At 54.0% G+C, this 21,038-nt stretch carries 17 protein-coding genes; 4 read left to right on the top strand and 13 right to left on the bottom strand.

What is annotated here, in order from left to right:
- Positions 1–140: 140 nt before the first annotated feature.
- The 12 genes from kdsB to SPG90_RS03090 form a co-directional block, all read right to left on the bottom strand.
- Positions 141–887, bottom strand: coding sequence for a 3-deoxy-manno-octulosonate cytidylyltransferase (kdsB, locus tag SPG90_RS03145; RefSeq protein WP_023311001.1), 747 nt, complete (start codon positions 885–887; stop codon positions 141–143).
- Complete coding sequence (ycaR, locus tag SPG90_RS03140) at positions 884–1,066, bottom strand: protein YcaR (RefSeq protein ID WP_006174474.1); 183 nt, start codon at positions 1,064–1,066, stop codon at positions 884–886. The genes kdsB and ycaR overlap by 4 nt, the downstream gene beginning before the upstream one ends.
- Positions 1,067–1,111: 45 nt before the next feature.
- The gene (locus SPG90_RS03135) at positions 1,112–2,341 is read right to left on the bottom strand and encodes a winged helix-turn-helix domain-containing protein (protein WP_047173351.1); all 1,230 of its coding nucleotides are present in this window, start codon (positions 2,339–2,341) and stop codon (positions 1,112–1,114) included.
- A 44-nt stretch (positions 2,342–2,385) separates the two neighbouring features.
- Positions 2,386–3,363 carry a tetraacyldisaccharide 4'-kinase gene (lpxK, locus tag SPG90_RS03130; protein ID WP_126302795.1) on the bottom strand — a complete coding sequence of 326 codons (978 nt, stop codon included), beginning with the start codon at positions 3,361–3,363 and terminating at the stop codon, positions 2,386–2,388.
- On the bottom strand, positions 3,360–5,108 hold the full coding sequence (gene msbA, locus SPG90_RS03125; RefSeq protein ID WP_023310998.1) for a lipid A ABC transporter ATP-binding protein/permease MsbA: 1,749 nt from the start codon (positions 5,106–5,108) through the stop codon (positions 3,360–3,362). The genes lpxK and msbA overlap by 4 nt, the downstream gene beginning before the upstream one ends.
- Before the next feature lie 36 nt (positions 5,109–5,144).
- Complete coding sequence (locus SPG90_RS03120; RefSeq protein WP_126302796.1) at positions 5,145–7,409, bottom strand: ComEC family protein; 2,265 nt, start codon at positions 7,407–7,409, stop codon at positions 5,145–5,147.
- 215 nt (positions 7,410–7,624) lie between these two features.
- On the bottom strand, positions 7,625–7,912 hold the full coding sequence (ihfB, locus tag SPG90_RS03115; protein WP_008499965.1) for an integration host factor subunit beta: 288 nt from the start codon (positions 7,910–7,912) through the stop codon (positions 7,625–7,627).
- A gap of 170 nt (positions 7,913–8,082) precedes the next feature.
- The gene (gene rpsA / locus SPG90_RS03110) at positions 8,083–9,756 is read right to left on the bottom strand and encodes a 30S ribosomal protein S1 (protein ID WP_008499966.1); all 1,674 of its coding nucleotides are present in this window, start codon (positions 9,754–9,756) and stop codon (positions 8,083–8,085) included.
- A 111-nt stretch (positions 9,757–9,867) separates the two neighbouring features.
- Positions 9,868–10,551: a (d)CMP kinase gene (gene cmk / locus SPG90_RS03105; protein WP_013097305.1), complete on the bottom strand. Its 684-nt coding sequence runs from the start codon at positions 10,549–10,551 to the stop codon at positions 9,868–9,870.
- Positions 10,552–10,736: 185 nt separating this feature from the next.
- Positions 10,737–12,020 carry a 3-phosphoshikimate 1-carboxyvinyltransferase gene (gene aroA, locus SPG90_RS03100; RefSeq protein WP_047173348.1) on the bottom strand — a complete coding sequence of 428 codons (1,284 nt, stop codon included), beginning with the start codon at positions 12,018–12,020 and terminating at the stop codon, positions 10,737–10,739.
- Positions 12,021–12,089: 69 nt separating this feature from the next.
- Positions 12,090–13,178: a 3-phosphoserine/phosphohydroxythreonine transaminase gene (gene serC / locus SPG90_RS03095; protein ID WP_029739497.1), complete on the bottom strand. Its 1,089-nt coding sequence runs from the start codon at positions 13,176–13,178 to the stop codon at positions 12,090–12,092.
- A gap of 162 nt (positions 13,179–13,340) precedes the next feature.
- The gene (locus tag SPG90_RS03090) at positions 13,341–14,033 is read right to left on the bottom strand and encodes a DUF421 domain-containing protein (RefSeq protein WP_126302797.1); all 693 of its coding nucleotides are present in this window, start codon (positions 14,031–14,033) and stop codon (positions 13,341–13,343) included.
- Between the two features lie 127 nt (positions 14,034–14,160).
- Here SPG90_RS03090 and ycaO point away from each other — a divergent pair, with 127 nt between their 5' ends.
- From ycaO to pflA, 4 genes are all read left to right on the top strand, one after another.
- A complete protein-coding gene (gene ycaO / locus SPG90_RS03085) occupies positions 14,161–15,921 on the top strand; it encodes a 30S ribosomal protein S12 methylthiotransferase accessory factor YcaO (RefSeq protein WP_322407925.1) in 1,761 nt (586 codons plus the stop codon).
- Between the two features lie 406 nt (positions 15,922–16,327).
- On the top strand, positions 16,328–17,185 hold the full coding sequence (gene focA, locus SPG90_RS03080) for a formate transporter FocA (RefSeq protein ID WP_008499974.1): 858 nt from the start codon (positions 16,328–16,330) through the stop codon (positions 17,183–17,185).
- A 51-nt stretch (positions 17,186–17,236) separates the two neighbouring features.
- Positions 17,237–19,519 carry a formate C-acetyltransferase gene (pflB, locus tag SPG90_RS03075; protein WP_023310992.1) on the top strand — a complete coding sequence of 761 codons (2,283 nt, stop codon included), beginning with the start codon at positions 17,237–17,239 and terminating at the stop codon, positions 19,517–19,519.
- A 204-nt stretch (positions 19,520–19,723) separates the two neighbouring features.
- Positions 19,724–20,464: a pyruvate formate lyase 1-activating protein gene (gene pflA / locus SPG90_RS03070; protein ID WP_047173346.1), complete on the top strand. Its 741-nt coding sequence runs from the start codon at positions 19,724–19,726 to the stop codon at positions 20,462–20,464.
- 36 nt (positions 20,465–20,500) lie between these two features.
- Here pflA and SPG90_RS03065 read toward each other — a convergent pair whose 3' ends face one another.
- Entirely contained in the window at positions 20,501–21,022 is a 522-nt protein-coding gene (locus SPG90_RS03065) for an anti-virulence regulator CigR family protein (protein ID WP_045404123.1), read from the bottom strand.
- Positions 21,023–21,038: the final 16 nt, after the last annotated feature.

The raw sequence follows: 21,038 nt of genomic DNA, 5'->3' as shown, positions 1-21,038 counted from the left end.
TGAGATTACCCCCATTAAGACTACTGCTTTTATAATGAGCGTCCAGAAGGAAGATGTCACTCGGAAGAGATCAATTAGGGAAAAGAAAGGGGAATTAACGGGGAGAGGACATCCCCCCGGCAGGAGGGATGCAGACGATATTAGCGCAGCTCGGCGCGAACGCGCTCAAGATCTTCCGGCGTATCAACGCCCGTTCCAGGCACTTCGCTGGCAACGGCAACGTGAATTTTTTCGCCATACCAGAGCACGCGAAGCTGCTCCAGCATTTCGATATGCTCCAGCGGACTCGGCGCCCAGGTAACATATCGACGAATAAAACCGGCCCGATAGCCGTAGATCCCAATATGGCGCAGGAAAGTATCGCCGATGGTCTCTTTAGAGAGCGCAAAGCGATCGCGATCCCACGGAATGGTGGCGCGCGAGAAATAGAGCGCATAGCCTTCGGCATCCATCACCACCTTCACGGCATTCGGATTGAATGCCTCTTCGGCGTGGTGAATAGGCACCGCGAGCGTCGCCATACCAACCTGACGCTGAGCCAGGTTTTCTGCAACCTGACGGATAATCACCGCCGGGATCATTGGCTCGTCACCCTGCACGTTAACGATGACCGTATCATCACTGAAACCACATTTCTCAACCACTTCCGCCAGACGCTCGGTGCCGGACTGGTGATCGGCGCGGGTCATGCATACCTCACCGCCTGCTGCCTCAACCGCTCGGGCGACGTCAGGATGATCGGTAGCAACAATCACGCGATCGGCACCGGATTCACGCGCACGCTCAAGAACATGCACAATCATCGGCTTGCCGTTGATATCCACCAGCGGTTTACCAGGCAGACGCGTTGAGGCATAACGCGCAGGAATAATGACAACAAAACTCATGGTTTGCTCTCTTCTGCCACCAGGGAACGAGCTTCATTTTCCAGCAGTACCGGAATGCCATCGCGCAGCGGGAAAGCCAGGCTGTCCAGCTTGCAAATCAGCTCCTGTTTGTCCTGGCTGTAGTAGAGTTTGCCGTTGCATACCGGGCAGGCAATAATTTCAAGTAAACGGTGATCCATAGTTCCTCCGTATGGGTAATCGCTAAAGCTTAACACATTCCCTTTTCAGGGAGTGCCTGTTTCCCAGCCACTTCGACAGGATGTAAACAGCCCGTCGGGTACCCGACCCAGCGTCACGTCGCGGGCGCCCTGCCAGCGCGCGAATTCGCTAATGGCGGACGTTAACCCTTTTTCCAGGCTCGCCGTCACCCTGACGCCCTCTTCCAGATAAAGCGCAATGATTTCAAGCGTGCCGGTCTTGCGGTACATTTTGGCGTCCATGCGCCCGACCAGTTGCCCCTTATGCAGCAGCGGGAGTACAAAGTAACCATACTGGCGCTTTGGCGCCGGGGTATAACATTCCAGCCGGTAGCTAAAGTCGAACAGCTGCTCGGCGCGTTTTCTGTCCCAGACGACCGGGTCGAAAGGCGACAACACCGCACTGTGGGTTGCCTGAAGTTTCCCCTCCTGGGCCAGAGGCAGTAGCGGGAGGAGATCCGCATGCAGCCACATTTCGCCCAGCGTTTCCACCGTGACCGGGATGACGCGCTGTTCGCGTTGCCAGATGTCCAGCAGCGGTTTCAACGCGGGCTGGCGAAGGCGATAGTAATCTGCCAGCCATTGCGTGCGGAAAACCCCCAGGCTGCGGGCGCTGTTTTCGAGCATGATGGCCTCGGCCGCCTCCTGGGTAAGCAGGTCACGCTCGTCGTCCCAGTGCGGCATCACGCGATGCGTCAGGTCGTACACGCGCTGAAAATTACGCCGCTCAATCACCATGACTTTGCCTGAGGTAAACAGCCCTTCGAGATGACGCTTATGCGGTTTCCACTCCCACCAGCCGCTGGTGCCTTTGCGCGGGTGTTCAAAATCGGCGGAGCGTACGGGACCGTTATCCTGAATATGCGCGATTAGCTGCTCAATTTCGGCCGCATGTTCCAGCATCCACGCCTGACGGTATTTCCAGCCCATCTTTTCCGGAGCAAGCATACGGTGGCGAACCAGGGCAAAATCGCTGCGGGGCAGGAAGCAGGCTTCGTGCGCCCAGTACTCCATTAACTCTCCCTTGCTGAGCGCCTCATCCAGCCACTGCGAAGGATAATTCCCCAGACGGCTAAACAGCACCAGGTAAGGGCTTCGCGCCACAATGCTAATGGTGTCGATTTGAAGTAGCGACATGCGCTGGACGGTCGAGAGAATATCGGCAGGCTGCGCGCGGCGGCGGGGCTTTTTAAGCAGCCCCTGCGCGGCAAGGTGTAAATGACGTGCGGCTGAAAGCGAGAGTTGCGGTAAAGACATGCGTTATCCTGTCAGTCAAAGCGCCACCAGAACCGCGTAAGCGTTTATTTCACCAACGCAATCAGTTCCTTGAGCAAACGTTCCGGCTGCTCGCCGCTGAGTTCAGCGTCAACCGGCAGATACCACCAGTTTTCTTTCGCGAAGGCACGGCATTTCACCGCATCTTTTTCGGTCATGATCAGCGACTGCCCGGGTACGGTCAGGGCGTCTACCTGCCCTTCCGCCAGCGCCTGGTGGTCGGCCAGCGGAACGCGTTTTTCCAGCCGGGCACCACACTGTTCCAGCGTCGCAAAGAAGCGCGGCGGATGGCCAATCCCCGCCATAGCCACCGGTGAAGGCAGCTCAGCAACCGACCGGCGCTCACCCGTCACCAGGTTGATCGCCAGGCCTGGCTGCAGGTACATCGGGATTTCACCCGCTTTTGCCTCACCACCGTTCAAAATCACCGCATCAACGGACTTAAGGCGCGAAGCGCGTTCGCGCATAGGTCCGGCCGGCAGCCACCAGCCGTTGCCGAAACGGCGAACCCCGTCGATCACCACAATTTCTTTATCACGCGCCAGGGCGTAGTGTTGCAGGCCATCGTCAGTGATAATGATTTGTACCGCATGTTCGGCAAGCAGTGCCTGAACGGCGTCGCTGCGCATCGGGGAGACCGCAACCGGCGCGCCGGTACGCTGGAAAATCAATACCGGCTCATCACCCGCTTCGGCAGTCGTGGTTTCCGCCGTCAGCAGCAGCGGATAACGCCCCGCTTTACCACCATATCCGCGCGATACCACACCCGGGCGGATACCGCGTTTTTGCAATTGCTCCACCAGCCAGATCACCACCGGCGTTTTACCGTTGCCGCCCGCCGTAAGATTACCGACCACCACCACCGGAACCGGCGCGCGCCAGGCACGCTTCAGCCCCAGACGGTAAAACAGTCGGATAGTGCCGCTCACCAGGCCGTAAAGCCAGGAGAGCGGCAAAAGCAGCAGCCACAGCGGGGATTCACCGGACCAGATGCGTGCAATCATTCGCCGAACTGCATCTTATGAAGCTGGGCGTAAACGCCGCGGTGTTCCAGCAAATCAGCATGGCTTCCGCGTTCAACAATGATACCGTCCTCAACCACGACGATTTCGTCAGCCTGCTCGATAGTCGACAGACGGTGCGCAATCACCAGCGAGGTACGGTTCTTTTGCAGCTCATCCAGCGCAGACTGAATAGCGCGTTCAGATTCCGTATCCAGTGCGGAGGTCGCTTCGTCCAGAATCAGAATTGGGCTATCGCGCAGCAGCGCACGCGCAATGGCGATACGCTGACGCTGACCGCCGGAGAGCAGCACCCCGTTCTCACCGATTATCGTATCCAGACCGTTATCCATCTTGTTGATAAAGTCCATTGCGTAGGCCATACGCGCAGCATTCTCAATCTGCTCGCGGCTGTATTCATCCGTGCGCGCATACGCAATGTTGTTTGCCACAGTATCGTTGAACAGGTGCACGTTCTGGGAGACCAGCGCCACCTGGTTACGCAGCGACTGCAGGGTATACTCCCGCAGATCATGACCGTCCAGGAGGATCTCACCTTCGTTAATATCGTAGAAACGGGTGATCAGGCTGGCAATAGTTGATTTACCCGAGCCGGAACGACCCACCAGCGCCACGGTTTTACCCGCCGGAATGGACAGGTTGATATTACGCAGCGCCGGCGTTTCACGTCCAGGATAGGCGAAAGTGACATTGCGGAATTCAACGTCGCCACGGGCGCGCTCAATCTCGCGTGTACCTTCATCTTTTTCCTGTTCGGAATCCAGAATGCTGAACAGCGTCTGACAGGCAGCCATCCCGCGCTGGAACTGGGCGTTGACGTTCGTCAGGGATTTCAGCGGACGCATCAGGGCGATCATTGAGGAGAAGACCACGGTGATAGTACCCGCCGTCAGCGTCTCCATGACGCTCGGGAAGCTTGCTGCATACAGGACGAATGCCAGCGCCAGGGAGGCAATCAGCTGAATAATCGGGTCAGAAATGGAAGAGGCCGATACCATTTTCATCCCCTGCAGACGCATTTTGTTGCTGACTTTATCAAAGCGTTTGGTTTCGACGTCCTGACCGCCAAAAATCAGAACTTCTTTATGCCCTTTCAGCATCTGTTCCGCGCTGGTCGTCACCTGTCCCATCGTGTTCTGCATGTTCTTACTGATATTGCGGAAGCGCTTTGAGACGACGCGGATAGCAATAGAAACTATCGGCGCCAGAACGATAAGGATGATCGACAGCTGCCAGCTGTAATAGAACATCATCGCGAACAGACCGATGATTGACGCGCCCTCACGCACAACGGTGATCAGCGCGCTTGAGGACGAGGAGGCAACCTGCTCAGAATCGTAGGTAATACGAGACAGCAGCGTCCCGGTAGACTGCTTGTCAAAGAACGAGACCGGCATGCCCATCATGTGGCTGAACAGGCGACGGCGCATGGTCATCACCACTTTCCCTGATACCCAGGAAATACAGTAGCTGGAAATATAGCTGGTGATGCCGCGTAAGATCATCAGTCCGATAACCACCAGAGGCATCCATAGCAACACTGAGCGATCCGTTTTACCAAAACCGTCGTCCAGTAACGGTTTGAGGAGCGATAGCATAAAAGTATCGCTGGCTGCGTTGAGGATTAACGCTACACCCGCCACGATCAGGCCTGCTTTAAAGGGTGCAATCATCGGCCAGAGTCGGCGGAAGGTTTGCCACGTGGAGAGATCTTTGTCGTTATGCATTCAAAAAACCAGCATTCGTTGAAATAGCCGCATATTCTACCCGTTATCGACGGGCTCGCCAAACCACTGATGATACCAAACGGGTAAAAATTGCTCTCGCAAGCGCCGGATTTGCCAGTGATGTTGCGAGAATGTCACCGATATTTGTCCAGAATGAGGGGTATCGTGCCAGATGTACCCCTCTTTTCGATAGCGTCGGACAACTTTTGCCGACGGGAATCGCCATGCGTTATAGCGGGCCGCGGAATCCAGTGCGATCTGACCTTCCACCCGCTGTACCAGCGGCAATGACGACGAAGTATTGCTGCCATGATGGGGCACCTGTATAAGCGTGGACGTCAGATAACGCCAGTAATGGCTAAGCATAGCCTGTTCCGCTTGCGCTTCAATGTCCCCCGTTAGCAGAACGCTCTGCTCACCGTCGTCCACCTTTACCACGCAGGAATGGTTATTTCCCTGAGCCGGGTAATTTTCGGGGGGCCAGTGGACAGTGAAGGAGAGTCCCTGCCATTTCCATCTCTGCCCGCGAAAACAGGGCCGATGTCCCGCCTGGCGCAACGGGCTTCTTACCCACGCGTCCGGCCACGCTTTTTGCAACGATGCGAGTCCTCCCGCATGGTCGAGGTGTTCATGACTGAGAATAACGCCTTCAGGCCGCAGGTGATGCCAGCGAAGCCACGGGATAATCAACCGCTGCGCGCTATCCCCGCCCGGCCAGGCGAGCCCGGTATCATAGAGAATGGCTTTTCCCTGCCGTTCAATGACCATCGCCAGCCCCTGCCCTACATCCAGCATATGCAGCGTCCAACTCTCGTTTTTTTCCGTTCTCCAGAGAGGAAATGTGAGTAAAACACTTCCTGCAAGACAAACGGCAGGAAGGGTTTTCCAGGCACGAAAGCGCCAGCCAATGATGATAAGCCAGGGCAGTAGCGTCATGTACTGCCAGCGTTGATCGACACTCTGCCAGCCGTCAGGCAGGCGCATGAGGAGCCAGAACAGCCCCGCAAGTGACTTATTGGCTGCGAACCAGACGACGCTTTCCGGTGCCGCCAGCGGCAGCAGATGAAGCAGCATGCCGAGCAGGATCAGCGGCACGGAGACAAACGTCACCAGGGGAACGGCAAAGAGATTCGCGACCAGGGAGGAGATGCTGAATCCATGGAAAATCAGAACCTGTAGCGGCATCAGCAGCATCAGCATGCCGACCTGCAGATAGATCAGGTTCAGCAGCGGCCGTATACGTCGTACCCGGTGCCAGCCAGGAAGAGGCAGCCACTGAAACCAGAAAATCAGCGCAGCGACAGCAAATGCAGACAAGAGCAGACTCTGCGAGAGTATGGCTAAGGGATCGCTTATCAGGATCGCCGCGATACAGCACACCCATACCTGCCATGGAGACCATTGCCGGGCAGCGATACGCAACATTGCAAGCACAGCCAGCGCGATGACCGTTCGTAGCGCAGGTGGTTGAAGAGCGGTTAGCCAGGCGTAGATCGCGGCAAAGCATAACCCGGCCAGAAGAGGCATTTGCCATTGGATCCAGTGGCTGGGTAATAAAAACTGAATCCCACGCGCGAGTAACCAAGCGAGGGATGCCGCCAGCGCGATATGCAGACCCGAAATAGCCATCAGATGCAGCGTCCCTGTTTCACGCATCAGGTCTTTTATTTCCCGGGGCACATCCAGACGTTCGCCCATTCCCAGTCCGAGAATGACCGCCCCCCATCGGTAAGCAGAAAGGCGGTTTTGCAGTGATATGAGATATTGCGCTCGCAGGCTGCAGCGTCCATCAACGAGTTCCGCACGGGTGAAACGCCCGCTAAGCGTTTGGTGCCGGGCAAAAGCGCTGCGCTGGGAATCATAGCCGCCGTCGTTCAGTTCGCCATGAGCAGGCCTGAGCCTGAGCGTCATACTCCAGCGCTGGCCGGCACACGCTTTCTTTGGCAGATAATTTCCATACAGCGTTACACCTGTAGAGGCCCACCAGCGCTTGCCATCAACGCGGAGAATGTTTCCCTGATGCTGCGTTGCGCCATCTGTGGCGGTAATTGCTACCTCAGCCTGCACGGCCCCCGTCGTTAAATGCTGCATCGGCCAGACGCTCTCCTTCGCAGCCAGAATACCCCACACGCAAAATAACAGCGTGAGACCCGCATACTTCAGTCGTACGTTTCGCCGTGCGGCCAGCACGACCCCGCCAACGATCATTATCCACACGGTGTGGCGTGATGGCAGTTCAGGTAACCAGAGTAACGGGGCTATTGCCAGAATGACGCAGACGCTAAGCGCGGGAATTCCCATTGCTACCTCCCTGTTTCAGAGGGGCAGTATCTAATCAGGCAGAGCGAATTGTCAGATGGGAAAAGTACGTTTTACAGCGCGCGCTGTTCTGTTTTTATCGGTTTGCAGAAAACGAAACAGAAAAATGCGGGGCACCTTCAGAAGGAAAGCGACAGAGACAAAAAAAGCACCCGCAGGTGCTTTCTTTCGAACCCAGTTTAACCGGCTGGCTAAACTCAGTTGCCGTAAATATTGGCGCGATCGCGCAGTTCTTTACCCGGCTTAAAGTGTGGAACGTACTTGCCTTCCAGCTCGACTTTATCGCCAGTTTTCGGGTTACGCCCGGTACGTGGAGCACGATAGTGCAGAGAAAAACTACCGAAACCGCGGATTTCAATGCGCTCGCCCTGGGCAAGAGTGGAGGCCATATGCTCCAGCATCTCTTTTACGGCATCTTCCACTGCCTTTGCAGGGATATGCGGTTGCTGACTGGCAAGTCTTTCAATCAATTCTGACTTGGTCATGATTCCTCCGGTTCCTTTCAAACCAATTAGCTGAACAGCTCATTAAACAAGGGCGGCCGTAGCCGCCCTTTGTTATTGATTACAGGACGAATCCTGCAATCTGTCAAGTTTGCTCCTCATCCTTCACGCTGTAAATGCGTTACAGCGCAAATGATGCTGAGAACCTGATATTACTCGCCTTTAGCTGCTTTGAAAGCTTCAGCCATTGCGTTGTTAGAGAAGTTTGCATCTTCCTGTTTGTTAACAGTTGCGATTGCATCTTTCTCATCAGCTTCGTCTTTAGCACGAACAGACAGGCTGATTGCACGGTTCTTACGGTCAACACCGGTGAACTTAGCTTCAACGTCGTCGCCTACGTTCAGAACCAGAGTGGCATCTTCAACGCGGTCACGTGAAGCTTCAGAAGCGCGCAGGTAACCTTCAACGCCGTCAGCCAGTTCTACGGTTGCGCCTTTAGCGTCAACTGCAGTCACTTTACCGTTTACGATTGCGCCTTTCTTGTTCAGTGCAACCCAGTTGTTGAACGGATCTTCTGCGAGCTGTTTAACGCCCAGGGAGATACGCTCACGCTCTGCGTCAACCTGCAGAACAACTGCAGCGATTTCGTCGCCTTTTTTGTATTCACGAACTGCTTCTTCGCCTGCAACGTTCCAGGAGATGTCAGACAGGTGAACCAGGCCATCGATGCCGCCGTCCAGGCCGATGAAGATACCGAAGTCAGTGATAGACTTGATTTTACCTTCAACACGGTCGCCCTTGTTGTGGGTTTCCGCGAACTGCTGCCATGGGTTGTTTTTGCACTGTTTCAGGCCCAGGGAGATACGACGACGTTCTTCGTCGATATCCAGAACCATCACTTCCACTACATCACCAACGTTAACAACTTTGGATGGGTGGATGTTTTTGTTGGTCCAGTCCATTTCGGAAACGTGCACCAGACCTTCAACGCCTTCTTCGATTTCAACGAAGCAGCCGTAGTCAGTCAGGTTGGTTACGCGACCAGTCAGTTTAGTACCTTCTGGGTAACGCTTAGCGATAGCTACCCATGGATCTTCGCCCAGCTGTTTCAGGCCGAGGGATACACGAGTACGCTCGCGGTCAAACTTCAGCACTTTAACAGTGATTTCGTCGCCCACGTTCACGATTTCGCTTGGGTGCTTAACGCGTTTCCACGCCATGTCGGTGATGTGCAGCAGGCCATCAACGCCGCCCAGGTCAACGAATGCGCCGTAGTCAGTGAGGTTCTTAACGATACCTTTGACTTCCATGCCTTCCTGCAGGTTTTCCAGCAGCTGATCGCGTTCTGCGCTGTTTTCGGATTCGATAACGGCACGACGGGAAACAACAACGTTGTTACGCTTCTGGTCCAGCTTGATTACTTTGAACTCAAGCTCTTTGCCTTCCAGGTGCAGAGTGTCACGAACTGGACGAACGTCTACCAGAGAACCTGGCAGGAACGCACGAATACCATTCAGCTCAACAGTGAAGCCACCTTTAACTTTGCCGTTGATAACACCGACCACAGTTTCAGCTTCTTCGTAAGCTTTTTCCAGCGTGATCCATGCTTCGTGACGTTTAGCTTTCTCACGAGAAAGCAGGGTTTCACCGAAGCCGTCTTCTACTGCGTCCAGAGCAACGTCAACTTCGTCACCAACCTGGATTTCCAGCTCGCCCTGGGCGTTTTTGAACTGCTCTGCCGGAATGGCGGACTCAGATTTCAGACCGGCGTCAACCAGTACTACGTCTTTGTCGATAGCAACAACAACACCGCGAACGATGGAACCCGGGCGGGTTTCGATTTCTTTTAAGGATTCTTCAAACAGTTGAGCAAAAGATTCAGTCATGTTTAATCTTCAGGTTAATATTAACGTCCACCTGGCTCCGTGCCGGATGGGGTTGTTTCACATACCCGCCGTCAATCCATTGCAGCGGGGGTACTGCTAAATCGGTCGCGATTACGCGAGTGCCAGTTTTTGGCGCGCATATTGTAGCGCTTTTTCAATCACTTGCTCAATAGTTAAACTGGTTGAATCCAGAACTAATGCATCTTCTGCAGGAACAAGTGGGGCGACGGCGCGGTTACGATCGCGGTCATCGCGCTCTTTTATCTCGGATAAAAGGCGATCAAAGTTAACACTAAACCCCTTTTCCTGCAACTGAAGCATGCGGCGTTGAGCACGTTCTTCCGAAGAGGCGTCAAGGAAAATTTTCACTGGCGCATCAGGGAATACCACCGTTCCCATATCGCGTCCGTCAGCGATCAGCCCCGGGGCTTCACGGAAAGCGCGCTGACGACGTAACAGCGCCTCACGAACGCGCGGGAACGCAGCGACCTGAGAGGCCGCATTAGCCACTTCCTGCGTACGGATTTCGCCGCTCACGTCTTCCCCTTCAAGGATGACTTCCAGGTTGCCATCGGTCGATACGAAACGCACATCCAGATGCGCAGCCAGCGGAACCAGCGCTTCTTCAGACGCGACATCCACATGGTGATGCAGCGCGGCCAGCGCCAGCACGCGATAGATTGCTCCCGAATCTAAAAGATGCCATTGCAATGCTTCCGCCATCGCTTTGCACAGAGTACCTTTCCCTGCGCCACTCGGCCCATCAATGGTGATTACCGGGGCAACTGCCGTCATCTTTTTCTCCTTAAATAAGGCATACCGTTTATATGAACGCCGCGCATTATACGCGCCAACGTGCGCAACTGTTACCTTTGCGTGCAAATTACGGAATGATTGAAGCAGAGTGTAGAAGAAATGAGCGGAGGTGTTCGTAATGAAGCGTAAGGAAATGCCGCATCGGGCGATGCGGCAATACGTTATCAGGCCAGCGTGCTAATGCGTGCCAGCTGTTCGAAGTAGTCCGGGAAGGTTTTCGCCGTACATTTCGGATCAAGAATAGTAACCGGCGTGTCTGACAACGCCACCAGCGAGAAGCACATCGCCATGCGGTGATCGTTGTAGGTGCCGATTTCCGCAAACTGCAGTTTTGCCGGAGGGGTCACGCGAATGTAGTCTTCGCCCTCTTCCACCTCGGCACCGACTTTTCGCAGCTCGGTCGCCATCGCGAACAGGCGGTCCGTCTCTTTTACGCGCCAGTTGTAGATGTTACGCAGCGTGGTAGTGCCTTTGGCAAACAGCGCCGCCGTGGCAATGGTCATCGCCGCATCCGGGATATGGTTCATGTCCATGTCGATGGCGTTCAGCTCACCGTGGGTACAGGAGATGAAGTCATCGCCCCAGGTGACAATGGCGCCCATTTTTTCCAGCACGTCCGCAAAACGGATGTCGCCCTGCACGCTGTTACGGCCAATACCGGTCACTTTTACCGTGCCGCCTTTAATCGCACCCGCGGCAAGGAAGTAGGACGCGGATGACGCATCCCCTTCAACCAGGTAGTTGCCCGGAGACTGGTACTGCTGCGCCCCGCGCAACACGAAGCGCTGATAGGACTGGTTTTCCACCTCAACGCCGAAGGTTTTCATCAGGTGCAGCGTGATATCAATGTACGGTTTGGAGACCAGCTCACCTTTAATTGTGATAACCGTATCCAGCGGTGCCAGCGGCGCGGTCATCAGCAGTGCCGTCAGGAACTGGCTGGAGACGCTGCCGTCCACCTCGACGTGACCGCCGGTAAAACCGCCGCGCAGACGCAGTGGCGGATAGTTTTCCTGCTCAAGATACTCAACCTGCGCGCCGCCCTGACGCAAAGCATCCACAAGGTGACCAATCGGACGCTCTTTCATGCGCGGCTCGCCGGTCAGCACAATGTTGTTGCTACCCAGGCACAGGGCCGCCGCCAGCGGGCGCATCGCGGTACCCGCGTTGCCCAAAAACAGCTCAAGCTCTTCGCCCGAGCGCAGCGCGTCGCCGTTGCCGGTCACTTCGCAGCGGGTACGATCGTCGGAGAGAGTGTAATGAACGCCCAACGCTTTCAGCGCATTGAGCATATGGCGCACGTCATCGCTGTCCAGCAGGTTTGTGAGGACGGTGGTGCCGTTTGCCAGAGCTGCCAGCAGCAGAGCGCGGTTCGAGACACTTTTTGAACCAGGCAGATTAATGGTGCCATCTACCCGCGCGATAGGTTGTAACGTCAGGGATTCCATGAAAACTAAACTCTCAACTCAACATAATAAAAACCCCGCAGGGACGCTGCGGGGGTGAAAAACAGCAAATTAACCGTGACGACGTTCGAAGTCGATCATGAAATCCGTCAGGGCTTTAACGCCTTCCAGCGGCATCGCGTTATAGATGGAGGCACGCATGCCGCCAACGACACGGTGACCTTTGAGCGCATGCAGGCCTGCCGCGAAGGACTCTTCCAGGAACACTTTGTCCAGGCTGCTGTCCGCCAGCTGGAACGGCACGTTCATGCGGGAACGGTTAGCTTTCGCCACATCGTTGCGGTAGAAATCGCTCTTGTCGATCACGCCATACAGGAGTTCAGCTTTCTGCTGATTGACCTTGTCCATCTGCGCCACGCCGCCGTTTTGCTTCAGCCATTTGAAGACCAGGCCGGAGAGATACCAGGCAAACGTTGGTGGGGTATTGAACATCGAATCGTTATCGTTCAGCACGGTGTAATCGAGAATCGACGGGCAGGATTTATGCGCTTTACCCAGCAGGTCCTCACGCACGACGACGATAGTCAAACCGGCCGGGCCGATATTTTTCTGCGCGCCCGCATAGATAACGCCGTAGCGGCTGACATCAATTGGCGCAGACAGAATGGTGGAGGAGAAGTCGGCGGCAACCACGACATCGCTGCCGAAGTTTGGCGTCTCGTCGATGGCAATCCCGTCAATGGTTTCGTTCGGGCAGTAGTGCAGATACGCTGCGTTATCGGAAAGCTGCCACTCGCTCATTGGCTTCACGGCGCGCAGACCGTCAACGGTTACTTTGGCGTCGATAACATTCGGCGTGCAGTATTTATGCGCTTCTTTAACGGCGCTTGCTGCCCAGTAACCCGCGTCAACGTAGTCAGCCGTCGTTTTGTCACCGAGGATATTCAGCGGAACGCCCGCAAACTGGCCGCGCCCACCGCCGTGACAGAACAATACTTTGTAGTTCGAGGGAATATTCAGCAGATCGCGAAAATCCTTTTCTGCCTCTTCCGCCACCTGAATAAACTCTTTACCACGGTGGCTGATTTCCATCACCGACGTACCGAGACCGTTCCAGTCACAGAGTTCCTGTTGAGCCTGTTTAAGCACGTCTGCCGGTAACATTGCCGGACCTGAACTGAAATTAAAGACTTGAGCCATTTCCCCTCACCACGCTAAAAGCCATAAGTTATAACTGTGGATATCGGTTTTATCATTCAGTGACACGCGCCGCAATGTCTAAAACTTATGACCCGTGAAATGTGCCCCGCGTCACACAAAACAATCTGCCGCCTCGCTAAGACAAAACCGACAAAATGGCTGTCAGGTAATGCGTTTGGCCCGGCTAACCTTCGTCCATTCCGGATTTGCACAGCGGGGGCATAATTGACGATCCCCCGGCTGCATCGCGACAACATGGCTACATCTTACGCAAGCATACTCGCCTGATTCCGGTACCGTTCTGAAACGCTCAATGAGCATATCCGGCAGGATACACAGTCCCGGCTTCACCTCGTCGTCAGAATAGTAATAGACGCTGATCTGCCCGTTGGTTTCCATGATCGCCAGACGCACCTGCCCGAGCTGTTCAACGCTATTCAGGCGAAGCTCCATAAAGAACTCAAACTCGGTCATATTGGCGCTTTGTACATTTTCCCAGGCCAGCTGTCCGTCCTCGACGATAACGACCGGCTTCCCTTCAAGCAGATCTTCCAGCTTTTCGCTTTTCGACATCAGCCACATGACAAGGCGGTAAAGTAGCGCCAGTGAGACAAAAACGATAAACACCGGCACCATCGGCACATCGTCATAAAAGGCGACGTCCCCCGCCGCCGAGCCCAGCGTCAGGATGATCAACACCTCAAAGAGCGACATCTGCCGCACGCCGCGGCGGCCGGTGATTTTAAGAAACAGGAAGACGAGGACGAAGGTATACAGGCTACGCAGCGCCACTTCGCCCAGAAATTCAGGAGGAACTTTATCAAACGCCATCCGCTGGAGATCAAATACTTTCATTTTTCTATGCCTTAACAGTCAGTTACTGCCACTAAGCATAGTCCAGCCTTTTATTTTCGCCGAAGATAGCACCCGTCACGCAAAACCCGTATCATTGCGCGCTTTACGTACGATAAAAGTGAACGCCATGACTCAAACGTTTATCCCCGGCAAAGACGCCGCTCTGGAAGATTCCATCGCTCGCTTCCAGCAGAAACTGACCGACCTGGGTTTTAACATCGAAGAAGCCTCCTGGCTCAATCCGGTGCCTCATGTCTGGTCCGTGCATATTCGCGATAAAGACTGTGCCCTGTGCTTTACCAACGGTAAAGGCGCGACAAAAAAAGCGGCACTGGCCTCTGCGCTGGGTGAGTATTTTGAGCGTCTGTCCACCAACTATTTCTTCGCTGACTTCTGGCTGGGCGAAACCATCGCTAACGGCCCGTTCGTTCACTATCCAAATGAAAAATGGTTCCCGTTGACCGAAGAGGACGAACTGCCGGAAGGTATTCTCGACGCGCGCCTGCGTGCTTTCTACGATCCGGAAAACGAACTTACCGCCAGCATGCTGATCGATCTGCAGTCTGGCAATGAAGACCGTGGGATCTGCGCCCTGCCGTTCACCCGTCAGTCTGACGAGCAGACCGTGTATATTCCGATGAACATCGTCGGCAACCTGTATGTGTCCAACGGTATGTCCGCCGGTAACACCCGCAATGAAGCGCGCGTGCAGGGTTTGTCTGAAGTCTTTGAACGCCACATTAAAAACCGCATCATCGCTGAATCCATCAGCCTGCCTGAAATTCCGGCAGACGTGCTGGCGCGCTACCCGGGCGTAGTGGAGTCCATCGCTAAGCTCGAAGCAGAAGGTTTCCCAATCTTTGCCTACGACGGCTCGCTGGGCGGCAAGTATCCGGTTATCTGCGTGGTGCTGTTTAACCCGACCAACGGCACCTGCTTCGCCTCATTCGGGGCGCACCCTGACTTCGGCGTGGCGCTGGAGCGTACCGTTACCGAGCTGCTGCAGGGCCGTAGCCTGAAAGATCTCGACGTCTTCACTCCGCCAACGTTTGACGATGAAGAAGTGGCCGAGCATACCAACCTTGAAACCCACTTCATTGACTCCAGCGGTTTAATTTCCTGGGATATGTTCAAGCAGGACGCCGACTATCCGTTCGTGGACTGGAGCTTTGCCGGTACCACGGAAGAAGAGTTCGCCACGCTGATGGCTATCTTCGACGCGGAAGATCAGGAAGTCTACATTGCCGACTACGAACATCTTGGCGTCTACGCGTGCCGCATTATCGTTCCGGGCATGTCCGACATCTACCCGGCTGAAGATCTGTGGCTGGCGAACAACAGCATGGGTGCCCATCTGCGCGAAACGCTGCTGGCTCTGCCGGGCAGCGAGTGGGAGAAAGAAGATTATCTGAACCTGATCGCCCAACTGGACGAAGAAGGCCACGATGACTTCACCCGCGTACGCGAACTGCTGGGCCTGGCGACCGGTAAAGACAACGGCTGGTATACCCTGCGCATCGGTGAGCTGAAAGCGATGCTGGCCCTGGCGGGTGGCGATTTGGATCAGGCCCTGGCCTGGACCGAGTGGACCATGGAATTCAACCAGTCTGTCTTCTCTGCCGAACGCACCAATTATTACCGCTGCCTGCAAACCCTGTTGCTGCTGGCCCAGGAAGAGGATCGCGAGCCGCTGCAATACCTCAACGCTTTCGTGCGTATGTACGGTGCTGAAGCCGTTGAAGCAGCCAGCGCGGCCCTGAGCGGCGAAGCGCCGTTCTATGGCCTGCAGGCTGTTGATAGCGATCTGAAAGCCTTCCCGGCGCATCAGTCGCTGCTGAAGGCCTACGAAAAGCTGCAGAAAGCAAAAGCCGCTTACTGGTTAAAATAAGCGCACATAACATTACCAGCAGTAGGCGTATTCAATCGTCTGGGCTATATTACGGGGCAATTTCATTGCCCCGTTTTTTATTTTCTTCGGCAATGACTGTTGATTGTAATAATAAAGTTAAACATGGGTAAATATAATAATATTTACCTGGGCTTTACTGTTACTTTTTATGGTAAATACTCCATATTAATTAACTGCGTCAGGGGTGGCCGAACGAAAAAATTCAACTCTTTTCATAACTTTTAAAATTTATTTTTATACGGATAATCAATTACTTACTCCGCATTTGTTGTAAAACCATACATACTGCGGGCCTATAAGCCAGGCGAGATATGATCTATATCAATTTCTCTTCTATAATGCTTTGTTAGTATCTCGTCGCCGACTTAATAAAGAGAGAGTTAGTGTGAAAGCTGACAACCCTTTTGATCTTTTACTCCCTGCTGCGATGGCCAAAGTTGCCGAAGAAGCGGGTGTCTATAAAGCAACGAAACACCCGATGAAGACGTTCTATCTGGCGATCACGGCTGGTGTGTTCATCTCTATCGCTTTCGTCTTCTACATCACCGCCACCACCGGTACTGCCGGAATGCCTTTCGGCATGGCCAAACTGATTGGCGGTATTTGCTTCTCACTGGGTCTGATTCTCTGCGTCATCTGCGGCGCCGACCTCTTCACCTCAACGGTGCTGATTGTCGTGGCAAAGGCCAGCGGAAGAATTACCTGGGGTCAGCTGGCACGTAACTGGCTTAACGTCTACGTGGGTAACCTGGTTGGCTGTCTGCTCTTTGTTTTGTTGATGTGGCTTTCTGGCGAGTACATGACCGCCAACGGTGGCTGGGGCCTTAACGTCCTGCAAACCGCCGACCACAAAATGCACCACACATTTATCGAAGCCGTTGCTCTCGGCATCCTCGCTAACCTGATGGTCTGCCTGGCTGTATGGATGAGCTACTCGGGTCGTAGCCTGATGGACAAAGCCTTAATTATGGTTCTGCCGGTTGCGATGTTTGTTGCCAGCGGCTTTGAGCACAGTATCGCGAATATGTTCATGATCCCAATGGGCATTGTCATCCGCGACTTTGCGAGCCCGGAGTTCTGGACCGCAGTTGGTTCATCCCCGGAAAGTTTCTCTCACCTGACTATTATGAATTTCATTACTGATAACCTGATCCCTGTCACTATCGGGAACATTATCGGTGGGGGTCTGTTAGTTGGGTTGACATACTGGGTCATTTACCTGCGTGGCGACGATCATCATTGATGGTTTTCTCAGGCAGTAAATAAAAAATCCACTTAAGAAGGTAGGTGTTACATGTCCGAGCTTAATGAAAAGTTAGCCACAGCCTGGGAAGGTTTTGCGAAAGGTGACTGGCAGAATGAAGTAAACGTACGTGACTTCATTCAGAAAAACTATACCCCGTATGAAGGTGACGAATCCTTCCTGGCTGGCGCAACTGACGCGACCACCAAGCTGTGGGACAGCGTAATGGAAGGCGTTAAACTGGAAAACCGCACTCACGCGCCAGTTGATTTTGACACCTCCGTTGCTTCCACCATCACTTCTCACGATGCTGGCTACATCAACAAAGCCCTTGAGAAAATCGTTGGTCTGCAGACTGAAGCACCACTGAAACGCGCAATCATCCCGTTCGGTGGTATCAAAATGGTTGAAGGTTCCTGCAAAGCGTATAACCGCGAGCTGGATCCAATGCTGAAAAAAATCTTCACCGAATACCGCAAAACCCACAACCAGGGTGTATTCGATGTTTACACCAAAGACATTCTGAACTGCCGTAAATCTGGCGTTCTGACTGGTCTGCCAGATGCGTATGGCCGTGGCCGTATCATCGGTGACTACCGTCGCGTTGCGCTGTACGGTATCGACTTCCTGATGAAAGACAAGTACGCGCAGTTTGTTTCCCTGCAGTCCGATCTGGAAAACGGCGTAAACCTGGAAGCGACTATCCGTCTGCGTGAAGAAATCGCTGAACAGCACCGCGCGCTGGGTCAGATCAAAGAGATGGCGGCGAAATATGGCTGCGATATCTCTGGTCCGGCTACCAACGCTCAGGAAGCTATCCAGTGGACCTACTTCGGCTACCTGGCCGCAGTTAAGTCTCAGAACGGTGCAGCAATGTCCTTCGGTCGCGTATCCACCTTCCTGGATGCCTACATCGAACGTGACCTGAAAGCAGGCAAAATCACCGAGCAAGACGCTCAGGAAATGATTGACCACCTGGTCATGAAACTGCGTATGGTTCGCTTCCTGCGTACCCCTGAATACGATGAGCTGTTCTCCGGTGACCCAATCTGGGCAACTGAATCCATCGGCGGTATGGGCGTTGACGGCCGTACTCTGGTAACCAAAAACAGCTTCCGCTTCCTGAACACCCTGTACACCATGGGTCCTTCTCCGGAGCCGAACATCACCGTTCTGTGGTCTGAAAAACTGCCTCTGAACTTCAAGAAATTCGCCGCTAAAGTGTCCATCGACACATCTTCTCTGCAGTACGAGAACGATGACCTGATGCGTCCGGACTTCAACAACGACGATTACGCTATCGCTTGCTGCGTAAGCCCAATGGTTGTTGGTAAGCAAATGCAGTTCTTCGGTGCGCGTGCAAACCTGGCGAAAACCATGCTGTACGCAATCAACGGCGGCGTTGATGAAAAACTGAAAATGCAGGTTGGTCCTAAGTCTGAACCGATCAAAGGCGACGTTCTGAACTTCGACGAAGTGATGGACCGCATGGATCACTTCATGGACTGGCTGGCGAAACAGTACGTCACTGCGCTGAACGTTATCCACTACATGCACGACAAGTACAGCTACGAAGCTTCTCTGATGGCGCTGCATGACCGTGACGTTATCCGCACCATGGCGTGTGGTATCGCTGGTCTGTCCGTTGCAGCTGACTCCCTGTCTGCAATCAAATATGCGAAAGTTAAGCCAATTCGTGACGAAGACGGTCTGGCTATCGACTTCGAAATCGAAGGTGAATATCCGCAGTTTGGTAACAACGACTCTCGCGTTGATGACATGGCGGTTGACCTGGTAGAACGTTTCATGAAGAAAATTCAGAAACTGACTACTTACCGTAACGCTATCCCGACTCAGTCTGTTCTGACCATCACCTCTAACGTTGTGTATGGTAAGAAAACCGGTAACACCCCAGACGGTCGTCGTGCTGGCGCGCCATTCGGCCCAGGTGCTAACCCAATGCACGGTCGTGACCAGAAAGGTGCGGTTGCCTCTCTGACTTCCGTTGCTAAACTGCCGTTTGCTTACGCGAAAGATGGTATCTCTTACACCTTCTCTATCGTGCCAAACGCGCTGGGTAAAGACGACGAAGTGCGTAAAACTAACCTCGCGGGTCTGATGGATGGTTACTTCCACCACGAAGCGTCCATCGAAGGTGGTCAGCACCTGAACGTGAACGTCATGAACCGTGAAATGCTGCTCGACGCGATGGAACACCCTGAGAAATATCCTCAGCTGACCATCCGCGTATCTGGCTACGCAGTACGTTTTAACTCCCTGACTAAAGAACAGCAGCAGGACGTTATCACCCGTACTTTCACTCAGTCCATGTAAGTGGAATTGACTGAAATCACGCGTTAAAAAGCGTACAATAAAGGCTCCACGTCAGTGGGGCCTTTTTAGCACCCTCTCCACCTCAGTCTCTTTTGTCCGCTATCTATACTCTATGGATATCAGCCAAAACAGACTTCAACACAGCCGGCTTTGAGCTGTGCATACTCAGGCCCCGGACGGGCCGATGCTGGAGATATCACCGCAATGTCAATTATTGGTCGCATTCACTCCTTTGAATCCTGTGGCACCGTCGATGGCCCGGGTATCCGCTTTATCACCTTTTTCCAGGGCTGCCTGATGCGCTGCCTGTACTGCCATAACCGTGACACCTGGGATACGCACGGCGGTAAAGAAGTTACCGTTGAAGACTTGATGAAAGAGGTGGTGACCTACCGCCACTTTATGAACGCGTCCGGCGGCGGCGTCACCGCATCCGGCGGTGAAGCCATTCTGCAGGCTGAATTTGTCCGCGACTGGTTCCGCGCCTGCCATACAGAAGGCATTCATACCTGCCTCGACACCAACGGCTTTGTACGCCGCTACGATCCGGTTATCGACGAGCTGCTTGAAGTGACCGATCTGGTGATGCTCGATCTCAAACAGATGAACGATGAGATCCACCAGAACCTCGTTGGCGTCTCAAACCACCGCACGCTGGAATTCGCCAAATACATTGCCGATAAAGGCATCAAAACCTGGATCCGCTACGTGGTGGTTCCCGGCTGGTCAGATGATGACGACTCCGCGCACCGCCTGGGGGAATTTACCCGCGACATGGGCAACGTCGAGAAAATTGAGCTTCTGCCCTATCACGAGCTGGGTAAACATAAATGGGTGGCAATGGGCGAAGAGTACAAACTCGATGGCGTGAAGCCGCCGAAGAAAGAGACGATGGAACGCGTCAAAGGTATTCTTGAACAGTACGGCCACAAGGTGATGTATTAAAGAAAAGGCCCGGTGAGAACCGGGCCTTTTTATATTCTATTTAAAGACGCCGTTAATAACGGAGGTCACAATGGCTGTACTCAGCGCAATTAAGACCAGGTCATCTCCGACCACGCGCCATTCATAGCCCGGGTAGGAAGGAAGCTGGCCCAGCATTGAGGCCGGCACGGTTTTCTTCGCAATGCCCGGAGGCAACGGCTTACCGCGCGCCAGGTTTTTCGCGATACCCGGAGGCAGAGAGTCATAGCCCGTTAAGCCATAATTCAGCGCCAGGTGGCGGGCATGATCGAAGCTCACGCGAGCGTCGACATCGTTACCGACATCTTTACTGCTTTTAAAACTTTTATCCGATTTCCCAGGGTTATCCTGGCCGTTATTTTGCTTATTGCCATGGTTACCAGAATTCCCGTTACCATGATTACCGCCATTACCTTGCCCGCCACCGTTCCCGTGACCACCGCCATTCCCGTTACCAGGATTAGCCATGACCGGAGCCGTTGCAAACGTTAAAGACAACACTACGGCAAGTGCGGTAGCGGAAAAACGACGAATAGACATGATTGCTGCCTTATAG

The organism is Enterobacter sp. D2, assembly GCF_034427575.1.
GTDB classification, from domain to species: Bacteria; Pseudomonadota; Gammaproteobacteria; order Enterobacterales; family Enterobacteriaceae; genus Enterobacter; species Enterobacter cloacae_M.
This window is presented reverse-complemented; position numbering and strand designations above follow the sequence as displayed.